General features: G+C 60.0%; 16 protein-coding genes. 15 read left to right on the top strand and 1 reads right to left on the bottom strand.

Annotated features, from left to right (window positions below):
* The 11 genes from M0412_RS02350 (at nucleotide 1) to M0412_RS02400 (ending at nucleotide 13,455) form a co-directional block, all read left to right on the top strand.
* Entirely contained in the window at nucleotides 1-555 is a 555-nt protein-coding gene (locus tag M0412_RS02350) for a hypothetical protein (protein WP_269703162.1), read from the top strand.
* Complete coding sequence (locus tag M0412_RS02355) at nucleotides 555-2,297, top strand: penicillin-binding protein 2 (protein ID WP_142840277.1); 1,743 nt, start codon at nucleotides 555-557, stop codon at nucleotides 2,295-2,297. Before M0412_RS02350 ends, M0412_RS02355 begins: the two co-directional genes overlap by 1 nt.
* Nucleotides 2,298-2,356: 59 nt before the next feature.
* Nucleotides 2,357-3,817 carry a UDP-N-acetylmuramoyl-L-alanyl-D-glutamate--2,6-diaminopimelate ligase gene (locus M0412_RS02360; RefSeq protein WP_269703160.1) on the top strand — a complete coding sequence of 487 codons (1,461 nt, stop codon included), beginning with the start codon at nucleotides 2,357-2,359 and terminating at the stop codon, nucleotides 3,815-3,817.
* Nucleotides 3,814-5,247: a UDP-N-acetylmuramoylalanyl-D-glutamyl-2,6-diaminopimelate--D-alanyl-D-alanine ligase gene (locus M0412_RS02365; RefSeq protein WP_142840275.1), complete on the top strand. Its 1,434-nt coding sequence runs from the start codon at nucleotides 3,814-3,816 to the stop codon at nucleotides 5,245-5,247. Before M0412_RS02360 ends, M0412_RS02365 begins: the two co-directional genes overlap by 4 nt.
* Nucleotides 5,248-5,270: 23 nt before the next feature.
* Nucleotides 5,271-6,371 carry a phospho-N-acetylmuramoyl-pentapeptide-transferase gene (gene mraY, locus M0412_RS02370; protein ID WP_046798061.1) on the top strand — a complete coding sequence of 367 codons (1,101 nt, stop codon included), beginning with the start codon at nucleotides 5,271-5,273 and terminating at the stop codon, nucleotides 6,369-6,371.
* A 3-nt stretch (nucleotides 6,372-6,374) separates the two neighbouring features.
* Entirely contained in the window at nucleotides 6,375-7,784 is a 1,410-nt protein-coding gene (gene murD, locus M0412_RS02375) for a UDP-N-acetylmuramoyl-L-alanine--D-glutamate ligase (RefSeq protein ID WP_269703156.1), read from the top strand.
* Between the two features lie 5 nt (nucleotides 7,785-7,789).
* Complete coding sequence (ftsW, locus tag M0412_RS02380) at nucleotides 7,790-8,944, top strand: putative lipid II flippase FtsW (RefSeq protein ID WP_003522198.1); 1,155 nt, start codon at nucleotides 7,790-7,792, stop codon at nucleotides 8,942-8,944.
* Nucleotides 8,945-8,950: 6 nt separating this feature from the next.
* Nucleotides 8,951-10,087: an undecaprenyldiphospho-muramoylpentapeptide beta-N-acetylglucosaminyltransferase gene (gene murG / locus M0412_RS02385; RefSeq protein ID WP_269703154.1), complete on the top strand. Its 1,137-nt coding sequence runs from the start codon at nucleotides 8,951-8,953 to the stop codon at nucleotides 10,085-10,087.
* A complete protein-coding gene (gene murC / locus M0412_RS02390; RefSeq protein ID WP_142840271.1) occupies nucleotides 10,084-11,499 on the top strand; it encodes a UDP-N-acetylmuramate--L-alanine ligase in 1,416 nt (471 codons plus the stop codon). Before murG ends, murC begins: the two co-directional genes overlap by 4 nt.
* Nucleotides 11,496-12,461 (top strand): UDP-N-acetylmuramate dehydrogenase, encoded by a 966-nt coding sequence (murB, locus tag M0412_RS02395; protein ID WP_046798066.1) that lies wholly within the window; start codon nucleotides 11,496-11,498, stop codon nucleotides 12,459-12,461. Before murC ends, murB begins: the two co-directional genes overlap by 4 nt.
* Nucleotides 12,462-12,645: 184 nt before the next feature.
* On the top strand, nucleotides 12,646-13,455 hold the full coding sequence (locus M0412_RS02400; RefSeq protein ID WP_269703151.1) for a GGDEF domain-containing protein: 810 nt from the start codon (nucleotides 12,646-12,648) through the stop codon (nucleotides 13,453-13,455).
* Nucleotides 13,456-13,530: 75 nt separating this feature from the next.
* On the opposite strand, the gene M0412_RS02405 is transcribed toward M0412_RS02400, so the two are convergent.
* Nucleotides 13,531-14,835: an MFS transporter gene (locus tag M0412_RS02405; protein WP_269703149.1), complete on the bottom strand. Its 1,305-nt coding sequence runs from the start codon at nucleotides 14,833-14,835 to the stop codon at nucleotides 13,531-13,533.
* A 543-nt stretch (nucleotides 14,836-15,378) separates the two neighbouring features.
* Here M0412_RS02405 and M0412_RS02410 point away from each other — a divergent pair.
* From M0412_RS02410 to ftsZ, 4 genes are all read left to right on the top strand, one after another.
* On the top strand, nucleotides 15,379-16,305 hold the full coding sequence (locus M0412_RS02410) for a D-alanine--D-alanine ligase (protein ID WP_269703292.1): 927 nt from the start codon (nucleotides 15,379-15,381) through the stop codon (nucleotides 16,303-16,305).
* Complete coding sequence (locus M0412_RS02415; protein WP_161991238.1) at nucleotides 16,293-17,225, top strand: cell division protein FtsQ/DivIB; 933 nt, start codon at nucleotides 16,293-16,295, stop codon at nucleotides 17,223-17,225. Before M0412_RS02410 ends, M0412_RS02415 begins: the two co-directional genes overlap by 13 nt.
* Complete coding sequence (ftsA, locus tag M0412_RS02420) at nucleotides 17,222-18,553, top strand: cell division protein FtsA (RefSeq protein ID WP_003522206.1); 1,332 nt, start codon at nucleotides 17,222-17,224, stop codon at nucleotides 18,551-18,553. The genes M0412_RS02415 and ftsA overlap by 4 nt, the downstream gene beginning before the upstream one ends.
* Before the next feature lie 92 nt (nucleotides 18,554-18,645).
* Nucleotides 18,646-20,397 (top strand): cell division protein FtsZ, encoded by a 1,752-nt coding sequence (gene ftsZ, locus M0412_RS02425; protein WP_269703146.1) that lies wholly within the window; start codon nucleotides 18,646-18,648, stop codon nucleotides 20,395-20,397.
* Nucleotides 20,398-20,409: the final 12 nt, after the last annotated feature.

Here is a 20,409-nt window from a genome sequence, read left to right on the forward strand (position 1 = left end):
ATGCTGCGCACTTTCGATGTCATCTTGATGGGGGTCATGGTTGCTGCGGCCGTCGTGACCTATTCGATCAAGCACAAGGCCGATCTGAAGCTCGAAGAGGTCCGCAAGCTCGAGGCCGAAATCAAGCTCGAGAAGGATACGATCGATCTGTTGCGGGCCGACTGGGCGCTCCTGACGCAGCCGAACCGTCTGCATCGCCTCGTCAATGCCTATCAGGACGAGCTTGGCCTTTCGCCGACGCTGCCGACGCAATTGGCGCAGCCGCGTGAGTTGCCCATGCTGCGCTCGCAATTGCCGCAACCGCCGGAGCCGGAAGGCATGAGCGTCGAGGATGTGATTGCCGCCGCCGTCAACGGTTCCAAGCCGGGCGCGACGCTTGGCGCGGCCACCAAAAAGAAATCGCCGCCGGCAGGCCAGATAGCCGCCAATGGCGCCCCGGTTCCGACGCCGAGGGCCCGCGTTTCCCGTTCCCCAGCGGCTCCGGCCGTCTCCGCCGTCGCCGGTGATGAAACCGATGACATGGATGACACGATAACAGGATCGGTGAACCGCTGATGTCTTTTCTCTCCCGCGTCATGGTTTTGAAGAGCAAGGCTCATTTTTCCGCCAGCACCACCGGTGTTTATACCGATCATGCGGCTTTTGAGGGAGCCCGCAAGAAACGTGCTGCCCAGGCGAAAAGCCGGGTTGGCCTGATCATTTTTGGTTTCGTGGCCTTTTATGCCGTCGTTGGTGGGCGTCTCGTACAATATGGCATGGCGGAACAGGAAACCGTTTCGAGCATCGCGCCCGCAGACCGGTTGATGGCGTCGCGCCCGGACCTTCTCGACCGCAATGGCGAGGTTCTCGCCACCGACATCCGCACCGTCTCGTTGTTTGCCGAGCCGCATCGCATCGTCGATATCGACGAGGCGATCGAGAAGCTGCGCACCGTTCTGCCTGATCTCGATCAGCGTGGCACCTATCAGAAGCTCACCTCCAATTCCCGTTTCCAGTGGCTGCGCCGTCAGTTGACGCCCAAGCAGCAGAGCCAGATTCTCGCACTCGGCATTCCCGGTGTGGGGTTCCGTCCGGAAAAACGCCGGTTCTATCCGGGTGGGCCAACGGCTGCCCACGTCGTCGGTCATGTGAACATCGACAATCGCGGCGTGGCGGGTATGGAGCGATATGTCGACAATCAGGGACTTGCCGATCTGACGGCACTTGGCATGACCAGCGATCAACCGCTGGAGCCGGTAAAGCTTTCGATCGATCTGCGCGTGCAGTCCATCGTGCGTGAGGTCGTAACCTCCGCGATCGCCAAATTCCAGGCAATCGGTGCCGGTGCCGTGGTGCTGGACGTGCATACGGGTGAAGTTCTCGCCATGGCCTCGGTGCCGGATTACGATCCGAACAACCCGGCCGAAGGCGCAAAGGAAGGCTGGCTCAACCGCATGTCGAACGGCACGTTCGAAATGGGATCGACCTTCAAGTCCTTCACCATCGCCATGGGCCTCGATTCCGGTCGTGTGCGTCTGGGTGACAGTTTCGATGCCCGTTATCCGATCCGGATCGGCGGTTTCACCATCAAGGACTTCCATGGCAAGAACCGCGTTTTGTCGGTGCCGGAAATCTTCCAGTTTTCGTCCAATATCGGCACTGCCAAGATCGCCGACACTGTCGGTACCGAAGGCCACAAGGAATTTCTGACGAAGCTCGGGCTTTTGACCCGCATGCAGACGGAATTGCCGGAGGTGGCGCTGCCATCGCAGCCGCGTGAATGGAAGAAGATCAACTCCATCACCATTTCCTTCGGTCACGGTGTTTCGACGACGCCGCTGCAGACGGCGGTTGCCGGCGCGGCGCTCGTTAATGGCGGCAAGCTGATCGAGCCGACCTTCCTGCCGCGCACCCGCGAACAGGCCGATCTGGTGGCCAAGCAGGTTCTGAAACCCACCACCAGCAAGGACATGCGTTTCCTGTTCGAGTGGAATGGTGTGAACGGATCGGGCCGTAATGCGCGCGTCGACGGTTTCAACGTCGGCGGCAAGACCGGCACGGCGGACAAGGTCGTAAATGGCCGCTATGTCCGCGACAAGAACTTCAACGCCTTCCTGTCAGCTTTCCCGATCGACGATCCGCAATATGTGGTGTTGACCTTTATCGATGAACCGAAGACGGACAAGGGCAATGGCGCGGCACTCGCCGGCACCTCCGCAGCGCCGATGGTGCGCGATATCATCGCCCGCACCGCAGCGGTGCTGGGCGTGAAGCCGAAGTTCGGCAAGGATGGCTCGGCCTTGCTCGTGTCTTATTGATTGTTAGAGCTTATGATGTTCCGGCGATTCGCGCCGGGGGGACAAGACGGACACAGTCGATGAATTTGCGAGATATATCCGGAAACGCGTTTCCGGAATTGAATGAATTGCTCCTGTCTGAGATCGGGGCGATCGAAATCGGGGGAATAACCGCAGACAGCCGCAAGGCTGCGCCAGGCAGCCTGTTCGTGGCAGTGGCGGGAACCAAGGCGGATGGCGCGACCTATGTGAAGGACGCGATTGCCAAGGGTGCGGTTGCGATCGTTTCCGCACATGCGGTGGAGGCCGATGTACCGGTTCTCGCTGTCACCGATCCGCGCCTCTATCTCTCCCTTGCCGCTGCCCGGTTCTACGGAAAACAGCCTGAAACCATGGTTGCTGTTACCGGCACGGCTGGAAAGACGTCCGTCGCCTCTTTCGTGCGGCAGATCTGGGCCTTTGCGGGCCATGCCGCCGCACAGATCGGCACGACGGGTGTCATTGCGCCCGGCCGCGAGGATTATGGCGCGCTGACGACGCCCGACCCTGTGACGTTGCATGCACTTCTGGCCGAGCTTGCCGCCGAAGGTGTAACGCATGCGGCGATGGAAGCTTCGAGCCACGGCCTTGACCAGCGCCGCCTCGATGGCGTGACGCTTGCAGCGGCCGGTTTCACCAATCTCGGCCGCGATCATATGGATTATCATCCGACCGTTGAGGACTATATGGCCGCGAAGATGCGGCTGTTCGACACGCTGATGAAAAAGGGCGCACCGGCAGTGATCTTCGCTGACGATCCCTGGTCGCAGCAGGCCATCCGCGCCGCTGGTGATGCGGGCCTTGATGTTCGCACTGTTGGCCGCAAGGGCGATTACCTGACGCTGAAACGGGTGGAGCATTTCCGTCATAAACAGATGATCGAAGTGCATCATGACGGCGTGATTCACGAAGTCGATATTCCGCTTGCCGGCGATTTTCAGGTGGCCAACGCGCTCGTGGCAGCCGGTCTCGCCATGTCCACGGGGGTTTCCGCCACTGTGGCGGTGAAGGCGCTTGAAAAGCTGATCGGTGCGGCCGGTCGTCTGGAACTCGTAGGCCAGACGAAAAACGGGGCGCTTGCCTATGTGGATTATGCCCACAAGCCGGATGCGCTGGAAAATGTGCTGACCTCAGTAAGACCCTTCACCTCCGGACGTATCATCACCGTCTTCGGCTGCGGTGGCGACCGTGACAAGGGCAAGCGCCCGATCATGGGTGAGGTTGCAACGCGGCTTTCCGACATCGTCATCGTCACCGATGACAATCCGCGCTCGGAAGATGCCGCAACGATCCGTTCCGAGGTCATGGCGGCGGCGCCGGGTGCAGTGGAAATCGGCGACAGGTCGCAGGCGATCCACCATGCGGTGTCGCTGCTTTCAAATGGCGATACGCTGATCGTCGCGGGCAAGGGGCATGAAGAGGGGCAGATCGTCGGTTCCGTAACGCTGCCGTTTTCCGATCATGAACAGGTGCGCGCTGCGCTGGAAGGATTGAAGATTTGAGCTGGTTATGGACAGTCGCCGACATGATCGCCATCACGGCAGGACGCCCGGTGGGCAACCTGCCGACCGGAATCACCGGCATTTCCATCGACAGCCGGACCGTTAAACCCGGAGAGGCCTTCTTCGCCATCAAGGGTGATCGGGTCGACGGCCATGATTATACCAGCTTTGCCGTTGCCAATGGCGCCGGTCTTCTGGTGGTGGCCGAAGGCAAGCTGCCGGCGCTCGGCCGGCTGACCGTGCCGATGATCGTGGTGGAGGATGTTCTCGCCGCACTTGGCAAGCTCGCTATTGCAGCACGGGAAAGAACCTCGGCGCGCATCATCGCGGTGACCGGTTCGGTCGGCAAGACGACGACGAAGGAGATGCTGCGGCAGGCTCTGGAGCCGTCGGGTCGGGTTCACGCGGCGGTCGCTTCCTTCAACAACCATTGGGGCGTGCCGCTGACGCTGGCGCGCATGCCCGCCGATACCGAATTTGGTGTGTTCGAAATCGGCATGAACCATTCCGGCGAAATCCGGCCGCTCGTGAAGATGGTGCGCCCGCATGTGGCGATTATCACCACCATCGCTGCCGCCCATCTCGGCAATTTCAAGAACATCGAAGAGATCGCTGCCGCCAAGGCGGAGATATTCGAAGGTCTGGAGGAGGGCGGCTCCGTCATCCTCAACCGCGACAATGCCCAGTTCGAGCAGCTTGAAGAGGTCGCACAGGAGCAGGGCATAGAGCATGTTCTGACCTTCGGGCAGCATGCAAAAGCCGATTTCCGGCTAGCCGATTTCGAAAGCACACCGTCGGGTTCAACCATCTGGGCGATCCTGAACGGCGAGACCAGCGAATTGCACCTGAACGTTCCCGGTCGTCACATCGCCGATAATGCCATGGCCGTGCTTGGCGCTGTTGCCGTGACCGGCGCCAATCTCGACCGTGCTTTTGAAGCGCTTGGAACACTCGAAGCGGTGAAGGGGCGCGGCCAGCGCCACCGCCTGACGATCGACGGCGGCTCCTTCCTGCTCATCGACGAGAGCTATAATGCCAATCCGGCTTCCATGCGGGCGGCGATTGCCGTGCTGGCGGAAACCGAAACGCAGGGCCACGGCCGACGCGTTGCAGTTCTCGGCGACATGCTGGAAATGGGTGAATTTTCCGCGCAGCTGCATGAAGAGCTGGCCGGGCCGCTGCTTGCGGCGGGTATCGAACATGTCTGGCTGGCGGGAGAGGCGATGGCCGCTCTTCGCGATGCGTTGCCGGACAGCGTCACCGTCATCTGGTTCCCGACGACGGCGGAACTCACCGATTTCGCCCTGCAATGGGTGCAACCGGGAGACGCGCTCATGGTAAAATCGTCACTGGGGCTTGGTTTCGGCAAGATTGTCGCCGCCCTGCTTGACAAGTATCCGGCATTCCCCGAGACGGAACGCCAAGTCTGAAATAGCCTTTTGAAAGGGCAAATATGCTGATCTGGCTCGTCGAACTGTCGGATAAAGTTCAAGTCTTCAACCTCTTCCGGTACATCACCTTCCGGGCGGGCGCCGCAATGTTCACCTCTGCGTTGATCGTCTTCCTGTTCGGACCGGCAATCATCAACTCGCTGCGCGTTCGCCAGGGCAAAGGCCAGCCAATCCGCGCCGACGGGCCGCAGACCCATTTCAAGAAGGCCGGTACGCCGACCATGGGCGGGCTGATGATCCTTGCCGGTATTCTCGGTGGTTCGCTGCTCTGGGGTGACCTGTCGAATGTCTATGTCGTCGCCGTTTTGATGGTGACACTCGGTTTCGGCGCAATCGGCTTTTACGACGATTATCTCAAGGTGACGAAGCAGAGCGACAAGGGTTTTTCCGGCAAGGCCCGTCTCGGCATCGAATTCGTGATTGCGGCGATTGCCGTGTTTTTCATGATGAAGATGGCGCTCGCTTCCGCACCGCATGGCGGCACGCTCGGCAGTTCCATCGCCTTTCCTTTCTTCAAGGAATTCGTGATCAATCTGAGCTACTTCTTCGTGCTGTTCGGCGCATTTGTCATCGTCGGTGCCGGCAATGCGGTGAACCTGACGGATGGTCTCGATGGTCTCGCCATCGTGCCGGTCATGATCGCTGCCGCCACCTTCGGCGTGATTGCCTATCTCGCCGGTAACGCGGTTTTTGCCAACTACCTGCAGATCAATTTCGTGCCGGGCACCGGCGAACTTGCGGTCATCGTCGGTGCGGTCATCGGCGCGGGCCTCGGCTTCCTGTGGTTCAATGCACCGCCCGCCGCCATCTTCATGGGCGACACGGGTTCGCTGGCGCTCGGCGGTCTTATCGGCTCCATCGCAGTTGCCACCAAGCATGAGATCGTCATGGTCATCGTCGGCGGCCTGTTCGTCATGGAGACGCTGTCGGTCATCATCCAGGTGTTCTGGTTCAAGCGCACCGGCCGGCGCGTCTTCCTCATGGCGCCGATCCATCACCATTTCGAGAAAAAAGGCTGGACGGAAAGCCAGGTGGTCATCCGTTTCTGGATCATCTCCGTGGGTCTCGCGCTGCTTGGCCTCGCCACCCTGAAGCTGAGGTGAGCGATGATCCCGGTCACGTCGTTCAGAGGTAAGAAAGTCGCCCTTTTCGGGCTTGGCGGTTCAGGTCTTGTCACGGCCAGGGCGCTGGTTGCCGGTGGTGCGGAAGTCGTCGCTTTCGACGACAATCCCGACAGCGTTGCCAAGGCTGAGGCCGAGGGCATCGTAACGGCGGACCTTCGAACGATAGACTGGCCCTCGTTTTCTTCCTTCGTGCTGGCGCCCGGCGTGCCTTTGACACATCCAAAGCCGCACTGGTCTGTGGACCTTGCGAAAGCAGCGGGCGTCGAGGTCATCGGCGATATCGAGCTTTTCATTCGCGAACGTCGTGCCCATGCGCCGGATTGCCCGTTTATCGCGATTACCGGCACCAACGGTAAATCCACGACGACGGCGCTGATCGCCCATATTCTCAAGGCTTCAGGCCGCGATACGCAGCTCGGCGGCAATATCGGCACGGCGGTGCTGAGCCTCGATCCGCCGAAAGCGCAACGTTTTTACGTGGTCGAATGCTCGTCCTACCAGATCGATCTGGCACCGACGATCAATCCGACTGCCGGTATCCTGCTCAATCTGACGCCAGACCATCTCGACCGGCATGGCACGATGCAGCATTATGCCGACGTCAAGGAGCGGCTGGTGGCGGGCAGCAACACTGCGATCGTCGGTGTGGATGACAGCCATTCGACGCTGATTGCCGACCGTATCGAGCGCGCCGGCGTCAAGGTGGAGCGCATTTCCAAGCGCAACATCGTTTCCGAAGGTCTTTATGCCGAAGGCAGCCGCATCCTGCGGGCACATGGCGGCACGTCTTCGCTGCTGGTCGATCTCGACGGTATCCAGACGCTTCGTGGCAGCCACAATGCGCAGAACGCGGCGGCGGCAATCGCTGCCTGCCTTGCGGTCGGCGTGTCCGAAGACGAGGTTCGCGCCGGTCTCAAATCGTTCCCCGGCCTCAAGCATCGCATGCAGCCGGTCGGCCGGCGCGGTAACGTCACCTTCGTCAATGACAGCAAGGCGACCAATGCCGATGCCGCGGCACCTGCGCTTTCAAGCTATGAGCGGATTTACTGGATCGCCGGCGGTCTGCCCAAGGCGGGTGGCATCACCAGCCTGTCGCCGCTGTTTCCTCACATCGCCAAAGCCTATCTGATCGGTGAAGCGGCGGCAGAATTTGCCGCGACGCTTGGCGAGGCGGTGCCTTATGAAATATCCGGCACGCTGGACAAGGCCGTGCAGCACGCGGCAGCCGATGCGGAAAAAGATGCGACGGCCGGCAACGTCGTGATGTTATCCCCGGCTTGCGCAAGCTTCGATCAATATAAGAACTTTGAAATCAGAGGTGATTCGTTCGTCGCACAGGTCGCGGCGCTCGACGGCATGACGATGCTCGTTCACTCTGGAAAAGGGGGCTGAAGGCCATGGTAAGCCGAGTTGATCGCGGTCCGGTCGCAGAGTGGTTCTGGACTATCGACCGTTTCTTTCTGGCGGCGTTCATCGCACTGATGGGCATCGGCCTGATGCTGTCGTTTGCGGCGTCGCCTGCGGTTGCCGAGCGTATCGGTCTCAACAGCTTCTTCTTCGTTGAACGTCAGGCGATGTTCATGGTGCCGTCGCTGGCGATCATGGTCGGCCTTTCCTTCCTGTCGCCCCGTCAGGTCAGGCGTGTCGCGGTCATCATGCTGATCGCTTCGCTGTTGATGATGATCTTCGCGCTGTTCTTCGGCATCGAGGTCAAGGGTGCACGGCGGTGGATTTCCATCGGCACCTTCTCGATCCAGCCTTCGGAATTCATGAAACCTGCCTTTGTGATCGTCTGCGCCTGGCTGTTCGCTGAACGGGCGCGCCATCCTGAAATTCCCGGCAATCTCTTCGCCATCATCACCTTCGGCATCGTGGCGGCACTCCTGATCGCCCAGCCGGACTTCGGCCAGACGATCCTGACCTCGGTTGTCTGGGGCGGCATGTTCTTCATGGCCGGCGTGCCGTGGTTCTGGATCATCATGCTCGGTGGCGTCGGCGTCGGCGGCATCATTTCCGCCTATCTGATGTTGCCACACGTCGCCGGTCGTATCGACCGCTTCTGGACCGGTGAAGGCGATACGTTCCAGGTGGATACGGCGCGTGAGGCGATCATTCGCGGCGACTGGTTCGGGCGCGGCCCGGGCGAAGGCATCGTCAAGCGCATCATTCCCGACAGCCATACCGACTTCATCTTCTCGGTTGCGGCTGAAGAATTCGGCATCGTTTTCTGCATGTTCCTCGTTGCGATCTTCGCCTTCATCGTGCTGCGCGGCCTGTCGCACGCCTTCAAGGAAAAGGATGATTTCTGCCGCTTCGCCGTGGCTGGTCTCGTGCTGCAGATTGGCATGCAGTCGATGATCAATATTGGCGTTAATCTGGAGCTGATGCCCGCCAAGGGCATGACGCTGCCTTTGATTTCCTATGGTGGTTCGTCGATGATGGCGATCTGCGTCACGGCTGGCTTCCTTCTGGCGCTGACACGCCACAGACCTGAAAAGCGGGCGCAGGAGCGCAGCTTCTTCCGCGTCGGTTCCGGCGTTCCAGCGGAGTAAACGATCATGAGCAAGGGTATTGTTCTTCTTGCCGCCGGTGGAACCGGCGGCCATGTATTTCCGGCAGAGGCCCTGGCGCATACGCTGACGGCGCGCGGTTATCAGGTGCATCTCGTCACCGACAGCCGCGCCGAGCGTTATGCCGGCAAGTTTCCGGCGGATGAAATCCATGTCGTGCCATCCGCCACCATCGGCTCGAAGAACCCGATTTCCGTCGTGCGCTCGCTCTGGAAGCTGTGGGTGGGTCTTCGCGCAGCGCGTCGGCTGGTTACGAAACTGAAGCCAGTCGCGGTTGTCGGCTTCGGCGGTTATCCCACCGTGCCGCCGCTTCTGGCATCGACCGGGCTTGGCGTTCCCTCAATCATTCATGAGCAGAATGCGGTGATGGGCCGCGCCAACAAGGCGCTGGCTGCCCGCGTGAAGGCAATTGCCGGCGGTTTCCTGCCGCCCGCCAACGGCCAATATTCCGACAAGACGGTGGCGACGGGCAATCCGGTGCGCCCGGCGGTGCTGGCGGCCTCGGAAATTCCCTATACGCCGTCGCAGACGGGGGAGCCTTTCCAGCTGGTGGTTTTCGGCGGAAGCCAGGGTGCGCAGTTCTTTTCGAGCGCCGTTCCGGCGGCGATCTGCCTGATGAAGGACGAGCAGCGCAAGCGCGTCGTCGTGACCCAGCAGGCCCGACCCGAAGACAAGGACAGCGTGATAGCCTCCTACCAGAAGCTCGGTGTGAAGGCTGACGTTTCGCCCTTCTTCGGTGACATGGCCTCGCGCATCGCTGAGGCCGATCTTGTTATCAGCCGCTCCGGCGCTTCGACGGTGTCGGAGCTTTCGGTGATCGGTCGTCCGTCGATCCTTGTGCCCTATCCGCACGCGCTCGATCACGATCAGGCGGCCAATGCGGCCGCACTTTCGGCCGCCGGCGGCGCAAGCGTCATCAAACAGTCGGAACTGTCGCCGCAGAAACTGTCGAGCCTTTTGTCTTCAGCACTTTCGGAGCCGGACAGGCTTTCTACGACGGCAGCGGCTGCCAAGGCAACCGGAAAACCGCATGCGGCGGATGTGCTGGCCGATCTGGTGGAAGCGATTGCCGAAGGCCGGTCCGTACAGGAATTTAAAAAGAAGAATGAAGGAGTTGGGGCATGAAGATGCCGAAAGCCATAGGCCTTGTCCATTTCATCGGCATAGGCGGGATCGGCATGAGCGGCATTGCCGAAGTGCTTCACAATCTCGGTCATCGCGTACAGGGGTCGGATCAGGCTGACAGCGCCAATGTGCAGCGCCTGCGCGACAAGGGCATCGAGGTGTTCGTCGGACATACCGCTGACAATCTCGGTGACGCCGAAGTCGTGGTTGTTTCCACCGCCATCAAGAAGAACAATCCGGAACTGATCTCGGCGCGGGAAAAGCACCTGCCGATCGTTCGCCGCGCCGAAATGCTGGCCGAGCTGATGCGTTTCCGCAATGCCATCGCCATTGGCGGCACGCATGGCAAGACCACGACGACCTCCATGGTCGCGACGCTGCTGGAAGCCGGCAATCTCGATCCGACCGTCATCAATGGCGGCATCATCAATGCCTATGGCACCAATGCCCGCATGGGTGAGGGCGAGTGGATGGTGGTGGAGGCCGACGAGTCCGACGGGACTTTCCTGAAGCTTCCGGCCGATGTGGCCGTCATTACCAATATCGATCCGGAACATCTTGACCATTACGGTAATTTTGATGCCGTGCGCGCCGCGTTCCGGCAATTCGTCGAGAATGTGCCGTTCTACGGCTTCGGCGTCATGTGTCTCGACCATCCCGAGGTTCAGGCGCTGGTTGGCCGGATCGAGGACCGCAAGGTCATCACCTATGGCGAAAACCCTCAGGCGGATGTGCGGTTTTCGAATGTACGCATTGACGGCACGCGGTCCATTTTCGATGTGGAAATCCGCCGTCGCCGCACCGGCAAGATATTCTCTTTCACGGATCTCGTTCTGCCGATGCCCGGCCGCCACAATGTGTCGAATGCGACGGCGGCGATTGCCGTTGCCAATCGCCTCGGTATTTCGGAAGCCGACATCAAGAAGGGGCTTGCCTCCTTTGCCGGGGTCAAGCGTCGCTTCACGCTGACGGGCGAAGCCAATGGCGTGCAGGTCTTCGACGACTACGGTCATCATCCGGTTGAGATCAAGGCTGTGCTGGCGGCTGCGCGGGAAGCCTGCAAGGGCCGCATCATCGCCGTGCACCAGCCACACCGTTACAGCCGTCTTTCCAGCCTGTTTGACGATTTCGCGCATTGCTTTAACGATGCTGACACGATTATCCTTGCTCCGGTCTATGCCGCGGGCGAAGATCCGATCGAAGGCGCAAGTTCGGAAGCGCTGGTTTCGGCCATCAAGGCCGCCGGCCACCGCGACGCCCGTTTTCTCGAAAAGCGGGAGGACCTTGCGTCACAGGTTGCAGCCATTGCGAAACCGGGTGATTTCGTGGTTCTCTTGGGGGCTGGAAATATCACGCAATGGGCAGCGGTGCTGCCTTCGGAATTGAAGAGCATATCAGGAAAGTCTGAATGAGACAGGTCGATGGGGTAAAATTGCTGGGGAGGCTCGGCGACGGGGTAAAGGAATTGCGGGGACGTCTGACACCGGATGCGCCCATGGACCGCGTGACGTGGTTCAGAGCCGGCGGTCTGGCGGAAGTCATGTTCCAGCCGCACGACACGGATGATCTGATTGCCTTTCTGAAAATTCTGCCGGAAGATGTGCCGTTGACCGTGGTCGGCGTCGGCTCGAACCTTCTGGTGCGTGATGGTGGTATTCCGGGCGTCGTCGTCCGTCTGTCTGCCAAGGGTTTCGGCCAGGTGGAGCTTGCCGGCGAGAACCGTATCAAGGCGGGCGCGATCTGCCCGGACAAGCATATTGCCGCCATGGCCATGGATAATGGCATCGGTGGGTTCCATTTCTTTTACGGCATTCCCGGTTCCATCGGTGGCGCGCTGCGCATGAATGCCGGCGCCAATGGCGGTGAGACACGCGATCGCGTCGTGGAAGTCTATGCGGTCGACCGTCAGGGCAACCAGCATGTGCTGTCAAACGCGGATATGGGTTATAGCTACCGCCATTCCGGCGCCGATGCCGGCCTGATCTTCACCGGTGCGCTGTTTGAAGGTTATCCGGAAGACAAGGCGAAAATCCGCGCCGATATGGACGCCGTGCGCCATCATCGCGAAACCGTCCAGCCGATCCGCGAGCAGACGGGTGGTTCGACCTTCAAGAATCCCGAAGGTCATTCCGCCTGGGAACTGATCGACGAGGCGGGCGGCCGTGGTCTCGTTATTGGCGGGGCGCAGATGTCATCGCTGCATTGCAATTTCATGATCAATACCGGCCACGCGACTGGCTACGATCTGGAATATCTGGGCGAGACCATCCGCAGGCGGGTGTTCGAGAAATCGGGCATCCGGCTTGAATGGGAAATCAAGCGCCTTGGCCTGTTCATGCCGGGCCGGGAAGTGGAGCCGTTCCTCGGGGCATAAGTCTCGGCGAATGCTGCCAATTGCAAGAAAGTCCTGCTGTTGATCTGGCCGTTTCATGTATCGTAACGGTCGATCAACAATTTTTGCAATATTATCGGGGTGAGGCGGCGTCTTGTCCTTCAATATTAAATGACTTTTTATCAGGAAATAACAACGGCATTACGTGATCTAGGTGCTTTTGAGCATGATGTTGGGTCTCTGGAAAAAACCGATCGAAATGATAAGTTTTTCGGTCGCCACGTCGGAGGGCCGCAGGCGGCTCGAGCCGCTGGAATTCTCCATTCGTATCGCTTGTCTCGTGACGATCATTGTCATTCTGATGTGCATGGGTGGCCTGACGCTTCTCGCGCAGTTCGGGCTGGTAACCGATCTCTTCAACGGCATCATGTTGAGTGTGACGCTCGGTGGGGCGGTGGCGTTTACGATTACATTGCTGGTCTGCTGGCTGAATGCCAGGGAAGTGAAAATTCTCGTGCAATCCCACGAGCGCTTCCTGCATCTGAGCCATACGGACGCCCTGACCGGCCTCAGCAACCGGCTCGGCCTTTATGCTGCATGCGCTGAACTGGGCAGCGACTATTGTGTTGCCTTTCTCGATATCGATCATTTCAAGTCGGTGAATGACAGATACAGCCACCTTGCCGGTGATCTCGTCATCTCGAGTGTCGCCCGCAGGATAAGAGAGCAATTCGATCCTTCTGCGCATGTCGCCCGTCTGGGTGGCGAGGAATTTGTCGTTGTGCAGGAAACCAGTCCGCTCGCCTTTCTGCAGTTGTGCGAAAGGGTTCGCGCAGCCATCGAGACCACCCCGGTGGCGTATCAGGATTTGCGGATCACGGTGACGATTTCGATTGGCGTGGCCTTTCGCGGCGACGCCGACATTTTCGACAAGGTCATGCACAATGCCGATCTGGCGCTCTATCGGGCAAAGGGAGGAGGGCGCAATCGCGTCTGCATGACTGGTCACGTCGAGCGACGCCAGGCCGTGGCGTAAGCGTTAAAGCAGGCAAACAAAAGCCCGCGAAACGAAGGTCTCGCGGGCTTTTTAATGTCAGGAAATCCGTTCGGATCAGACTTCGTCCTTGCGGGACAGAAGAATGCAGGCGAGCGTGATGATGGCGGATACGCAAAGGTAATAACCGACGTAACCCATGCCGTAATTCACCTGCAGCCATGTGGCGATATAGGGCGCCAGCGATGCGCCGAAGATGCCGGCCATGTTGAAGGTGATGGACGAGCCGGTGTAACGCACGCGGGTCGGGAAGGGGGCGGCGAGCGCCGTTCCGATCAGGCCATAGGTCATGCCCATCAGCGTCATGGCAAGAGCTGCGAAGATGAAGATCGAGCCTTCACCACCCGTCATTAGGCTGGGCAGCAGGAAGGAGAACAGGCCGATCAGCACCGTCGTCAGGATCAGGATTTCACGACGGCCGAATTTCTCGGCAAGCTTGCCGGCGATCGGGATGAAGATACCGAAGACGATGGAGCCGAGGATCTGCACTTCCAGCGCGTCGAGGAACGGAATTTTCAGAACCTTGACGTTGTAGGACAGAAGATAGGCAGTACCGATATAGAACAGCACGAAAGTGGCCAGCGCCACGAAGGTGCCGAGCACGAGGCTGCGCTTGTGGTTGCGGAAGAGTTCGGCGACCGGTACGGCAACACGTTCTTCCTTTTCGATGGCCTTCTGGAAGTCGGGCGTTTCGGTGATCGACAGGCGAACCCACATGCCGACCGCGATCAGGATGATCGAGGCGACGAAGGGAATGCGCCAGCCCCAGCTGAGCAGCGATTCCTGCGACATGAAGTGCAGGAGGATCCAGAACACGCCGGACGAAAGGAACAGGCCGACGGGTGCGCCGAGCTGCGGGAACATGCCGTACCAGCTGCGTTTGCCGGGAGGAGCATTTTCGGTGGCGAGAAGCACGGCACCACCCCATTCTCCGCCAAGGCCAAAGCCCTGACCGAAACGGCAAATCGCCAAAAGCAGCGGGGCAAGAACGCCTGCCGTCTCATAGGATGGCAGAAGGCCGATGATGACCGTCGAAACACCCATGGTTAGGAGTGCTGCGACGAGGGTCGTCTTGCGGCCAACGCGGTCACCATAGTGGCCGAACACCACCGCGCCGAGCGGGCGGGCGAAAAAGGCGATGGAGAAGGTGGCGAAGGACGCCAGAAGTGCCGTCATCGGGTCGTTGTTCGGGAAGAACAATGCCGGGAACACGAGCACTGCGGCCGTGGCGTAAACGTAAAAATCGAAAAACTCGATGGTCGTGCCGACCAGGCTGGCAGTGAGAACTCGTGCAGGCGAATTTGTCTTTACAGCGTTCGAATTGCCAGCTGTCGACGATACCGGAGATATCGCGTCAGTCATGGTTTGGGTTCCATTTCAGATGATTGGAATGTCATGCCTTGGGAGGCAGGGACTGCGTTAACGCAATTTTTGTTCTTATGGAATGCTAAAAAAGAAATAATGCAAATAATGTGATCTTTGAATGCGAGATCCCGACGGCGAAGCTTTTTCACGCGCTCCAGTGATTGAGAGACTGATTCAGGTCGCGGATTTAAAACGCTGAAACGCCAGATAATTTTCGCTGGGGAAAAACGCCTTTCGTTAACGTTTCAACCTTGCCTTCAGCGGGGCGCCGTTGTCGCGCTGGCGCGGCTTTATTTCCGATCATTGAAAACCTGCATGTTGCAATCGGTGCAACTCTCTGATTCCAAGGAGGGAATCCGGATCGATGCTGATTCTTTAATGGAACTCGGCATGTTGGGCGCGGCGGTTAACGAAAGTAAACGATTCATTAACCTTAATGGCGTTTAACTGATCTCAAGGATCATGTGCCAGAATCACCGTCCGTCAAATTCGGTCGGTTCGGGCGTGGTTCGTAACGGAGAGTTGGTGTCAGAGGGTTCGATGGGCGGCAAGCACGTAGCTGTTCTTTTGGGTGGGTTTTCGTCGGAGCGGCCGGTCAGCCTCTCGTCGGGCAACGCTTGTGCGCTTGCGCTCGAAGGCGAGGGCTACAAGGTCACCCGTGTCGATGTAGGGCGCGATGTCGCTGCCGTTCTCGCGGAACTGCGCCCGGATGTCGCCTTCAATGCACTGCACGGCCCCTTCGGTGAAGACGGCACCATTCAGGGCATTCTCGAATATCTGGCCATTCCCTATACCCATTCCGGCGTGCTGGCTTCCGCCCTTGCCATGGACAAGGCGCAGGCCAAGAAAGTTGCTGCCGCCGCCGGCATCCCGGTTGCTGCCGAGCGCGTCATGAACCGCTTCGATTTCACCAGCGAACATCCGCTTGCGCCACCTTATGTGGTGAAGCCGGTGCGCGAGGGATCGAGCTTCGGCGTCGTCATCGTCAAGGAAGATCAGTCGCACCCGCCGCAAATCCTCACCTCGTCGGAATGGCGTTATGGGGATCAGGTCATGGTCGAGCGCTATATTCATGGGCGCGAACTGACCTGTGGCGTGCTTGATGGCGAGGCGCTGGGCGTCACCGAAGTGGTGCCGCTTGGTCACAATTTCTACGATTACGATGCGAAATACGCGGCTGGTGGCTCGAAACATGTCATTCCCGCAGAAATTTCACCGAAAATTTACCAAAAGATTCAAACATTGGCGGTTATGGCGCATCAGGCGATCGGGTGCCGTGGCGTAAGCCGTTCAGACTTTCGTTACGACGACCGTTTCTCAGAAGATGGCGAAGTTATCTGGCTTGAAGTGAATACACAGCCGGGCATGACGCCGACCTCCCTGGTGCCGGAAATGGCGGCCCATGCTGGCCGCTCCTTTGGTAACCTTGTCAGCTGGATGGTGGAGGACGCTTCGTGTTTGCGGTGACCGGCAAAAAGTCGACGGCAAAAAAGCGCGAGCAATATGCGGCGGCAGCCAATGCCGACGATCGCAGGGTGCTGCCGCGTCCGCTGCGCCGCTTCGTGCGTTTCGGTGTCAGCCTTGCGACCGGACGCATTCACATTCCCGCCCATACCGGTACGATTTCGGCCATTGCTTTTTACGCGGTGACCGGGCTTTACGGCATGTCGCTTGGCGGACACACCAACATCGTCACCCAGACCACGACATCTGCCGCGGGCTTTGCGGTTGAAGACGTGAAAGTTTCGGGCAATCGCCAGACGTCGGAAATCGAAGTCTTCCAGCTTCTTGGCCTTGATGGCAGCACCTCGCTCATCGCGCTCGATATCGATGCGGCGCGCCGCAAGCTCGTCCAGCTTCCCTGGGTGGAAGATGTCGATATCCGCAAGGTCTATCCGAAGACCGTCGAGGTTCGCCTGAAGGAGCGTGAAGCCTTCGGCATCTGGCAGCACGGGACGGAACTGTCGCTGATCGAAAAAAGCGGCAGCGTGATTGCGCCGTTGCGTGACAATAAATTCGCCGAGTTGCCGCTGTTTGTCGGACGTGACGCGGAAACCGGTGCTGCCGGTTTCGTCGGGCAGCTGGCCGACTGGCCGGAAATCCGCAACCGTGTCCGCGCCTATGTCCGCATTGCCGGCCGTCGCTGGGATCTGCATCTCGATAACGGCATCGTGGTCAAGCTGCCGGAAGAAAACCTGCCGCAGGCGCTGCAATTGCTGGCGCGGCTCGATCTCGAGGAAAAGGTTCTGTCGCGCGATGTCGCCGCGGTTGATCTGAGGCTCGCGGACCGCACCACGATCCAGCTGACCGAGGGTGCCACGGAACGCCGTCAGGCCGCCGTCGATGCGCGCACCAAGGCTCTCAAGAAGGCGGAGAAGAACACATGAGCTTATTCGGTTCTTCCCATTTCGGCCTGCCTCGGCTGAAGCCGCTTTCCTCCAAGCGCAGCCACATCGTGTCGGTGCTGGATATCGGCTCGACCAAAGTCGTATGCATGATCGGCCGGCTGACGCCGCGTCAGGAAAGCGAAATTCTGCCGGGCCGCACCCACAAGGTCGAAATCATCGGCATCGGCCACCAGCGCTCGCGCGGCGTGAAGTCAGGCGTGATCGCCGACCTCGACGCGCTGGAAGGCGTCATCCGTCTTTCGGTCGATGCGGCCGAGCGCATGGCGGGTCTCACCGTCGACAGCCTGATCGTCAATGTTTCCGCCGGCCGGCTGGCAAGCGATATCTATACCGCGAGCATCGATCTCGGCGGCCAGGAAGTGGAAGCCAGCGATCTGCGCAAGGTTCTGGTGGCGGCAAGCCAGCAGTCCATGCGTCAGGACCGGGCGATCCTGCACTCGCTGCCGACGGGTTATTCGCTGGATGGTGAGCGCGGTATTCGTGATCCGCTCTCCATGTATGGCGACCTCCTTGGCGTCGACATGCATGTGGTGACGGTCGAGCGCACGGCGCTGAAGAACCTCGAGCTTTGCGTCAACCGTGCGCATCTTTCCGTCGAAGGCATGGTGGCGACGCCCTATGCCAGCGGTCTTGCAGCGCTGGTGGACGATGAAGTCGAACTTGGCTGCGCGGCCATCGACATGGGTGGCGGCACCACGACGATCTCGGTTTTTGCCGAAGGCCGTCTCATTCACACCGACGCGATCGGCCTTGGCGGCCATCACGTGACGACAGATCTTGCACGTGGCCTCTCGACACGAATCGAAGATGCGGAGAGACTGAAGGTGGTGCATGGTTCGGCTTTGCTGAATGGCGCGGATGAGCGCGACATGATTTCGATCCCGCCGATTGGCGAAGATGATCGCGATCAACCATCGCAAGTTTCAAGAGCCCTTGTAACCCGCATCGTGCGGGCGCGTATTGAAGAGACGCTGGAATTGATCCGTGATCGTATCCAGAAGTCCGGCTTCAGCCCCATTGTCGGCAAGCGCGTGGTCCTGACCGGCGGCGCAAGCCAGCTGACGGGGCTGCCGGAAACGGCACGGCGCATTCTCGCCCGCAACGTTCGTATCGGCCGCCCCATGGGCGTGGCCGGTCTTCCGGTAGCGGCGAAGGGGCCGGCATTTTCAACCGCCTGCGGACTGATGATCTATCCGCAGGTGGCGGACATCGAAATTCATGCGGCGCAAGGCGGAATGTTCTCGCCGTTTGGTACGGGCAGCGGCCGGATAGCCCGGGTTGGGCAATGGCTGAAAGAGAGTTTTTGAGTGGCCTTGTGGCGTAAGCCGGAGGTTTCAGAGTTGAGTTTTCAAGAATCGGCCAGCGGGGCGATGCGGCCAGAGAAAGAAGGAATGCTAAAATGACGATACAGCTGCAAAAGCCTGATATCACCGAGCTGAAGCCACGCATCACCGTTTTCGGTGTTGGCGGCGGCGGCGGTAACGCTGTCAACAACATGATCACGGCTGGCCTCCAGGGTGTCGATTTCGTCGTCGCCAACACGGATGCCCAGGCGCTGACCATGACGAAGGCAGATCGGGTCATCCAGCTCGGCGTCAACGTCACCGAGGGTCTCGGCGCCGGTTCCCAGCCGGAAGTCGGCCGCGCCGCTGCTGAAGAATGCATCGATGAGATCATCGATCACCTTAACGGCACCCACATGTGCTTCGTCACCGCCGGCATGGGCGGCGGCACCGGCACCGGTGCTGCCCCGGTCGTTGCACAGGCTGCCCGCAACAAGGGTATCCTGACGGTCGGCGTCGTCACCAAGCCTTTCCACTTCGAAGGCGGCCGCCGCATGCGTCTTGCCGAACAGGGCATCGAGGAACTGCAGAAGTCCGTCGATACGCTGATCGTTATTCCGAACCAGAACCTCTTCCGCATTGCCAACGACAAGACGACCTTCGCCGACGCCTTCGCCATGGCTGACCAGGTTCTCTACTCCGGCGTTGCGTGCATCACCGATCTGATGGTGAAGGAAGGTCTCATCAACCTCGACTTCGCCGACGTTCGCTCGGTCATGCGCGAAATGGGCCGCGCAATGATGGGTACCGGTGAGGCTTCCGGTCCGGGCCGTGCAATGCAGGCTGCGGAAGCGGCAATCGCCAACCCGCTGCTCGACGAAACCTCGATGAAGGGCGCACAGGGCCTGCTGATCTCCATCACCGGTGGTCGCGACCTTACCCTGTTCGAAGTCGACGAAGCGGCCACCCGCATTCGCGAAGAAGTCGATCCGGATGCCAACATCATCCTCGGCGCCACCTTCGACGAAGCTCTGGAAGGTCTCATCCGCGTCTCCGTCGTTGCCACCGGCATTGACCGTGTTGCCGGCATCGGCGAACAGAACGTCGCCGAAATGCGCGCTGCTGCTGCGAAGCCGCTTATCCGTCCTTCCGCGGCCGTTGCTCCCGCTCCGGCCGCAGTTCAGCCTGCACATGCAGTATCGCAGGCACCAAAGACCGTAGACCAGATCGCCCAGACCATCCGTTCGGCGGAAGCTGAAATGGAACGCGAACTCGGTTTTGCCGCTCACCAGCAGCCGTCTCAGGACTTCCGTCCGCAGAGCAAGCTGTTCGCATCGTCCCCGGCTGAAGCGCCGGCTGCTCTTCGTCCGGCCCAGCCGGTTCAGCAGGTCGCTCCGGCACCGGTTGCTCCGGCACCCGTCTACCATGCGCCGGAACAGGTTGCCGCTCCGGCTCCGCGCATGCAGCAGCCGCAGGTTCCGGTCTACCAGGAGCCTGCTCCGGTTGCCCGCCAGCCAGAACCGGTACGCATGCCGAAGGTCGAAGACTTTCCGCCGGTCGTGAAGGCCGAGATGGAACATCGCACCCATGCCGCTCCTGCCGCCCAGGAAGAGCGTGGCCCGATGGGTCTTCTGAAGCGCATCACCAACTCGCTTGGTCGCCGCGAAGAAGAAGAAGTTCCCTCCGACATGATGGATGCGCCGAGCATGGCGCCGCAGCGCCGCGCGCCGCTTTCGCCGGAAGCCAGCCTCTACGCACCGCGTCGTGGCCAGCTTGACGACCACGGCCGTGCAACGCCCGCATCGTCCAGTCATCATGATGACGACCAGCTGGAAATCCCGGCGTTCCTGCGCCGCCAGTCCAACTAAAGGCGATTCCAT

It is taken from the genome of Agrobacterium sp. O3.4 (genome assembly GCF_041414895.1).
Classification (GTDB): domain Bacteria; phylum Pseudomonadota; class Alphaproteobacteria; order Rhizobiales; family Rhizobiaceae; genus Agrobacterium; species Agrobacterium cucumeris.

What these genes read in the sequence shown, in the direction of transcription:
- M0412_RS02350 (WP_269703162.1), top strand. Translation starts at nt 1, where the DNA reads ATGCTGCGCACTTTCGATGTCATCTTGATGGGGGTCATGGTTGCTGCG.
- M0412_RS02355 (WP_142840277.1), top strand. Translation starts at nt 555, where the DNA reads ATGTCTTTTCTCTCCCGCGTCATGGTTTTGAAGAGCAAGGCTCATTTT.
- M0412_RS02360 (WP_269703160.1), top strand. Translation starts at nt 2,357, where the DNA reads ATGAATTTGCGAGATATATCCGGAAACGCGTTTCCGGAATTGAATGAA.
- mraY (WP_046798061.1), top strand. Translation starts at nt 5,271, where the DNA reads ATGCTGATCTGGCTCGTCGAACTGTCGGATAAAGTTCAAGTCTTCAAC.
- murD (WP_269703156.1), top strand. Translation starts at nt 6,375, where the DNA reads ATGATCCCGGTCACGTCGTTCAGAGGTAAGAAAGTCGCCCTTTTCGGG.
- ftsW (WP_003522198.1), top strand. Translation starts at nt 7,790, where the DNA reads ATGGTAAGCCGAGTTGATCGCGGTCCGGTCGCAGAGTGGTTCTGGACT.
- murG (WP_269703154.1), top strand. Translation starts at nt 8,951, where the DNA reads ATGAGCAAGGGTATTGTTCTTCTTGCCGCCGGTGGAACCGGCGGCCAT.
- murC (WP_142840271.1), top strand. Translation starts at nt 10,084, where the DNA reads ATGAAGATGCCGAAAGCCATAGGCCTTGTCCATTTCATCGGCATAGGC.
- murB (WP_046798066.1), top strand. Translation starts at nt 11,496, where the DNA reads ATGAGACAGGTCGATGGGGTAAAATTGCTGGGGAGGCTCGGCGACGGG.
- M0412_RS02400 (WP_269703151.1), top strand. Translation starts at nt 12,646, where the DNA reads ATGATGTTGGGTCTCTGGAAAAAACCGATCGAAATGATAAGTTTTTCG.
- M0412_RS02405 (WP_269703149.1), bottom strand. Translation starts at nt 14,835, where the DNA reads ATGACTGACGCGATATCTCCGGTATCGTCGACAGCTGGCAATTCGAAC.
- M0412_RS02410 (WP_269703292.1), top strand. Translation starts at nt 15,379, where the DNA reads ATGGGCGGCAAGCACGTAGCTGTTCTTTTGGGTGGGTTTTCGTCGGAG.
- ftsA (WP_003522206.1), top strand. Translation starts at nt 17,222, where the DNA reads ATGAGCTTATTCGGTTCTTCCCATTTCGGCCTGCCTCGGCTGAAGCCG.
- ftsZ (WP_269703146.1), top strand. Translation starts at nt 18,646, where the DNA reads ATGACGATACAGCTGCAAAAGCCTGATATCACCGAGCTGAAGCCACGC.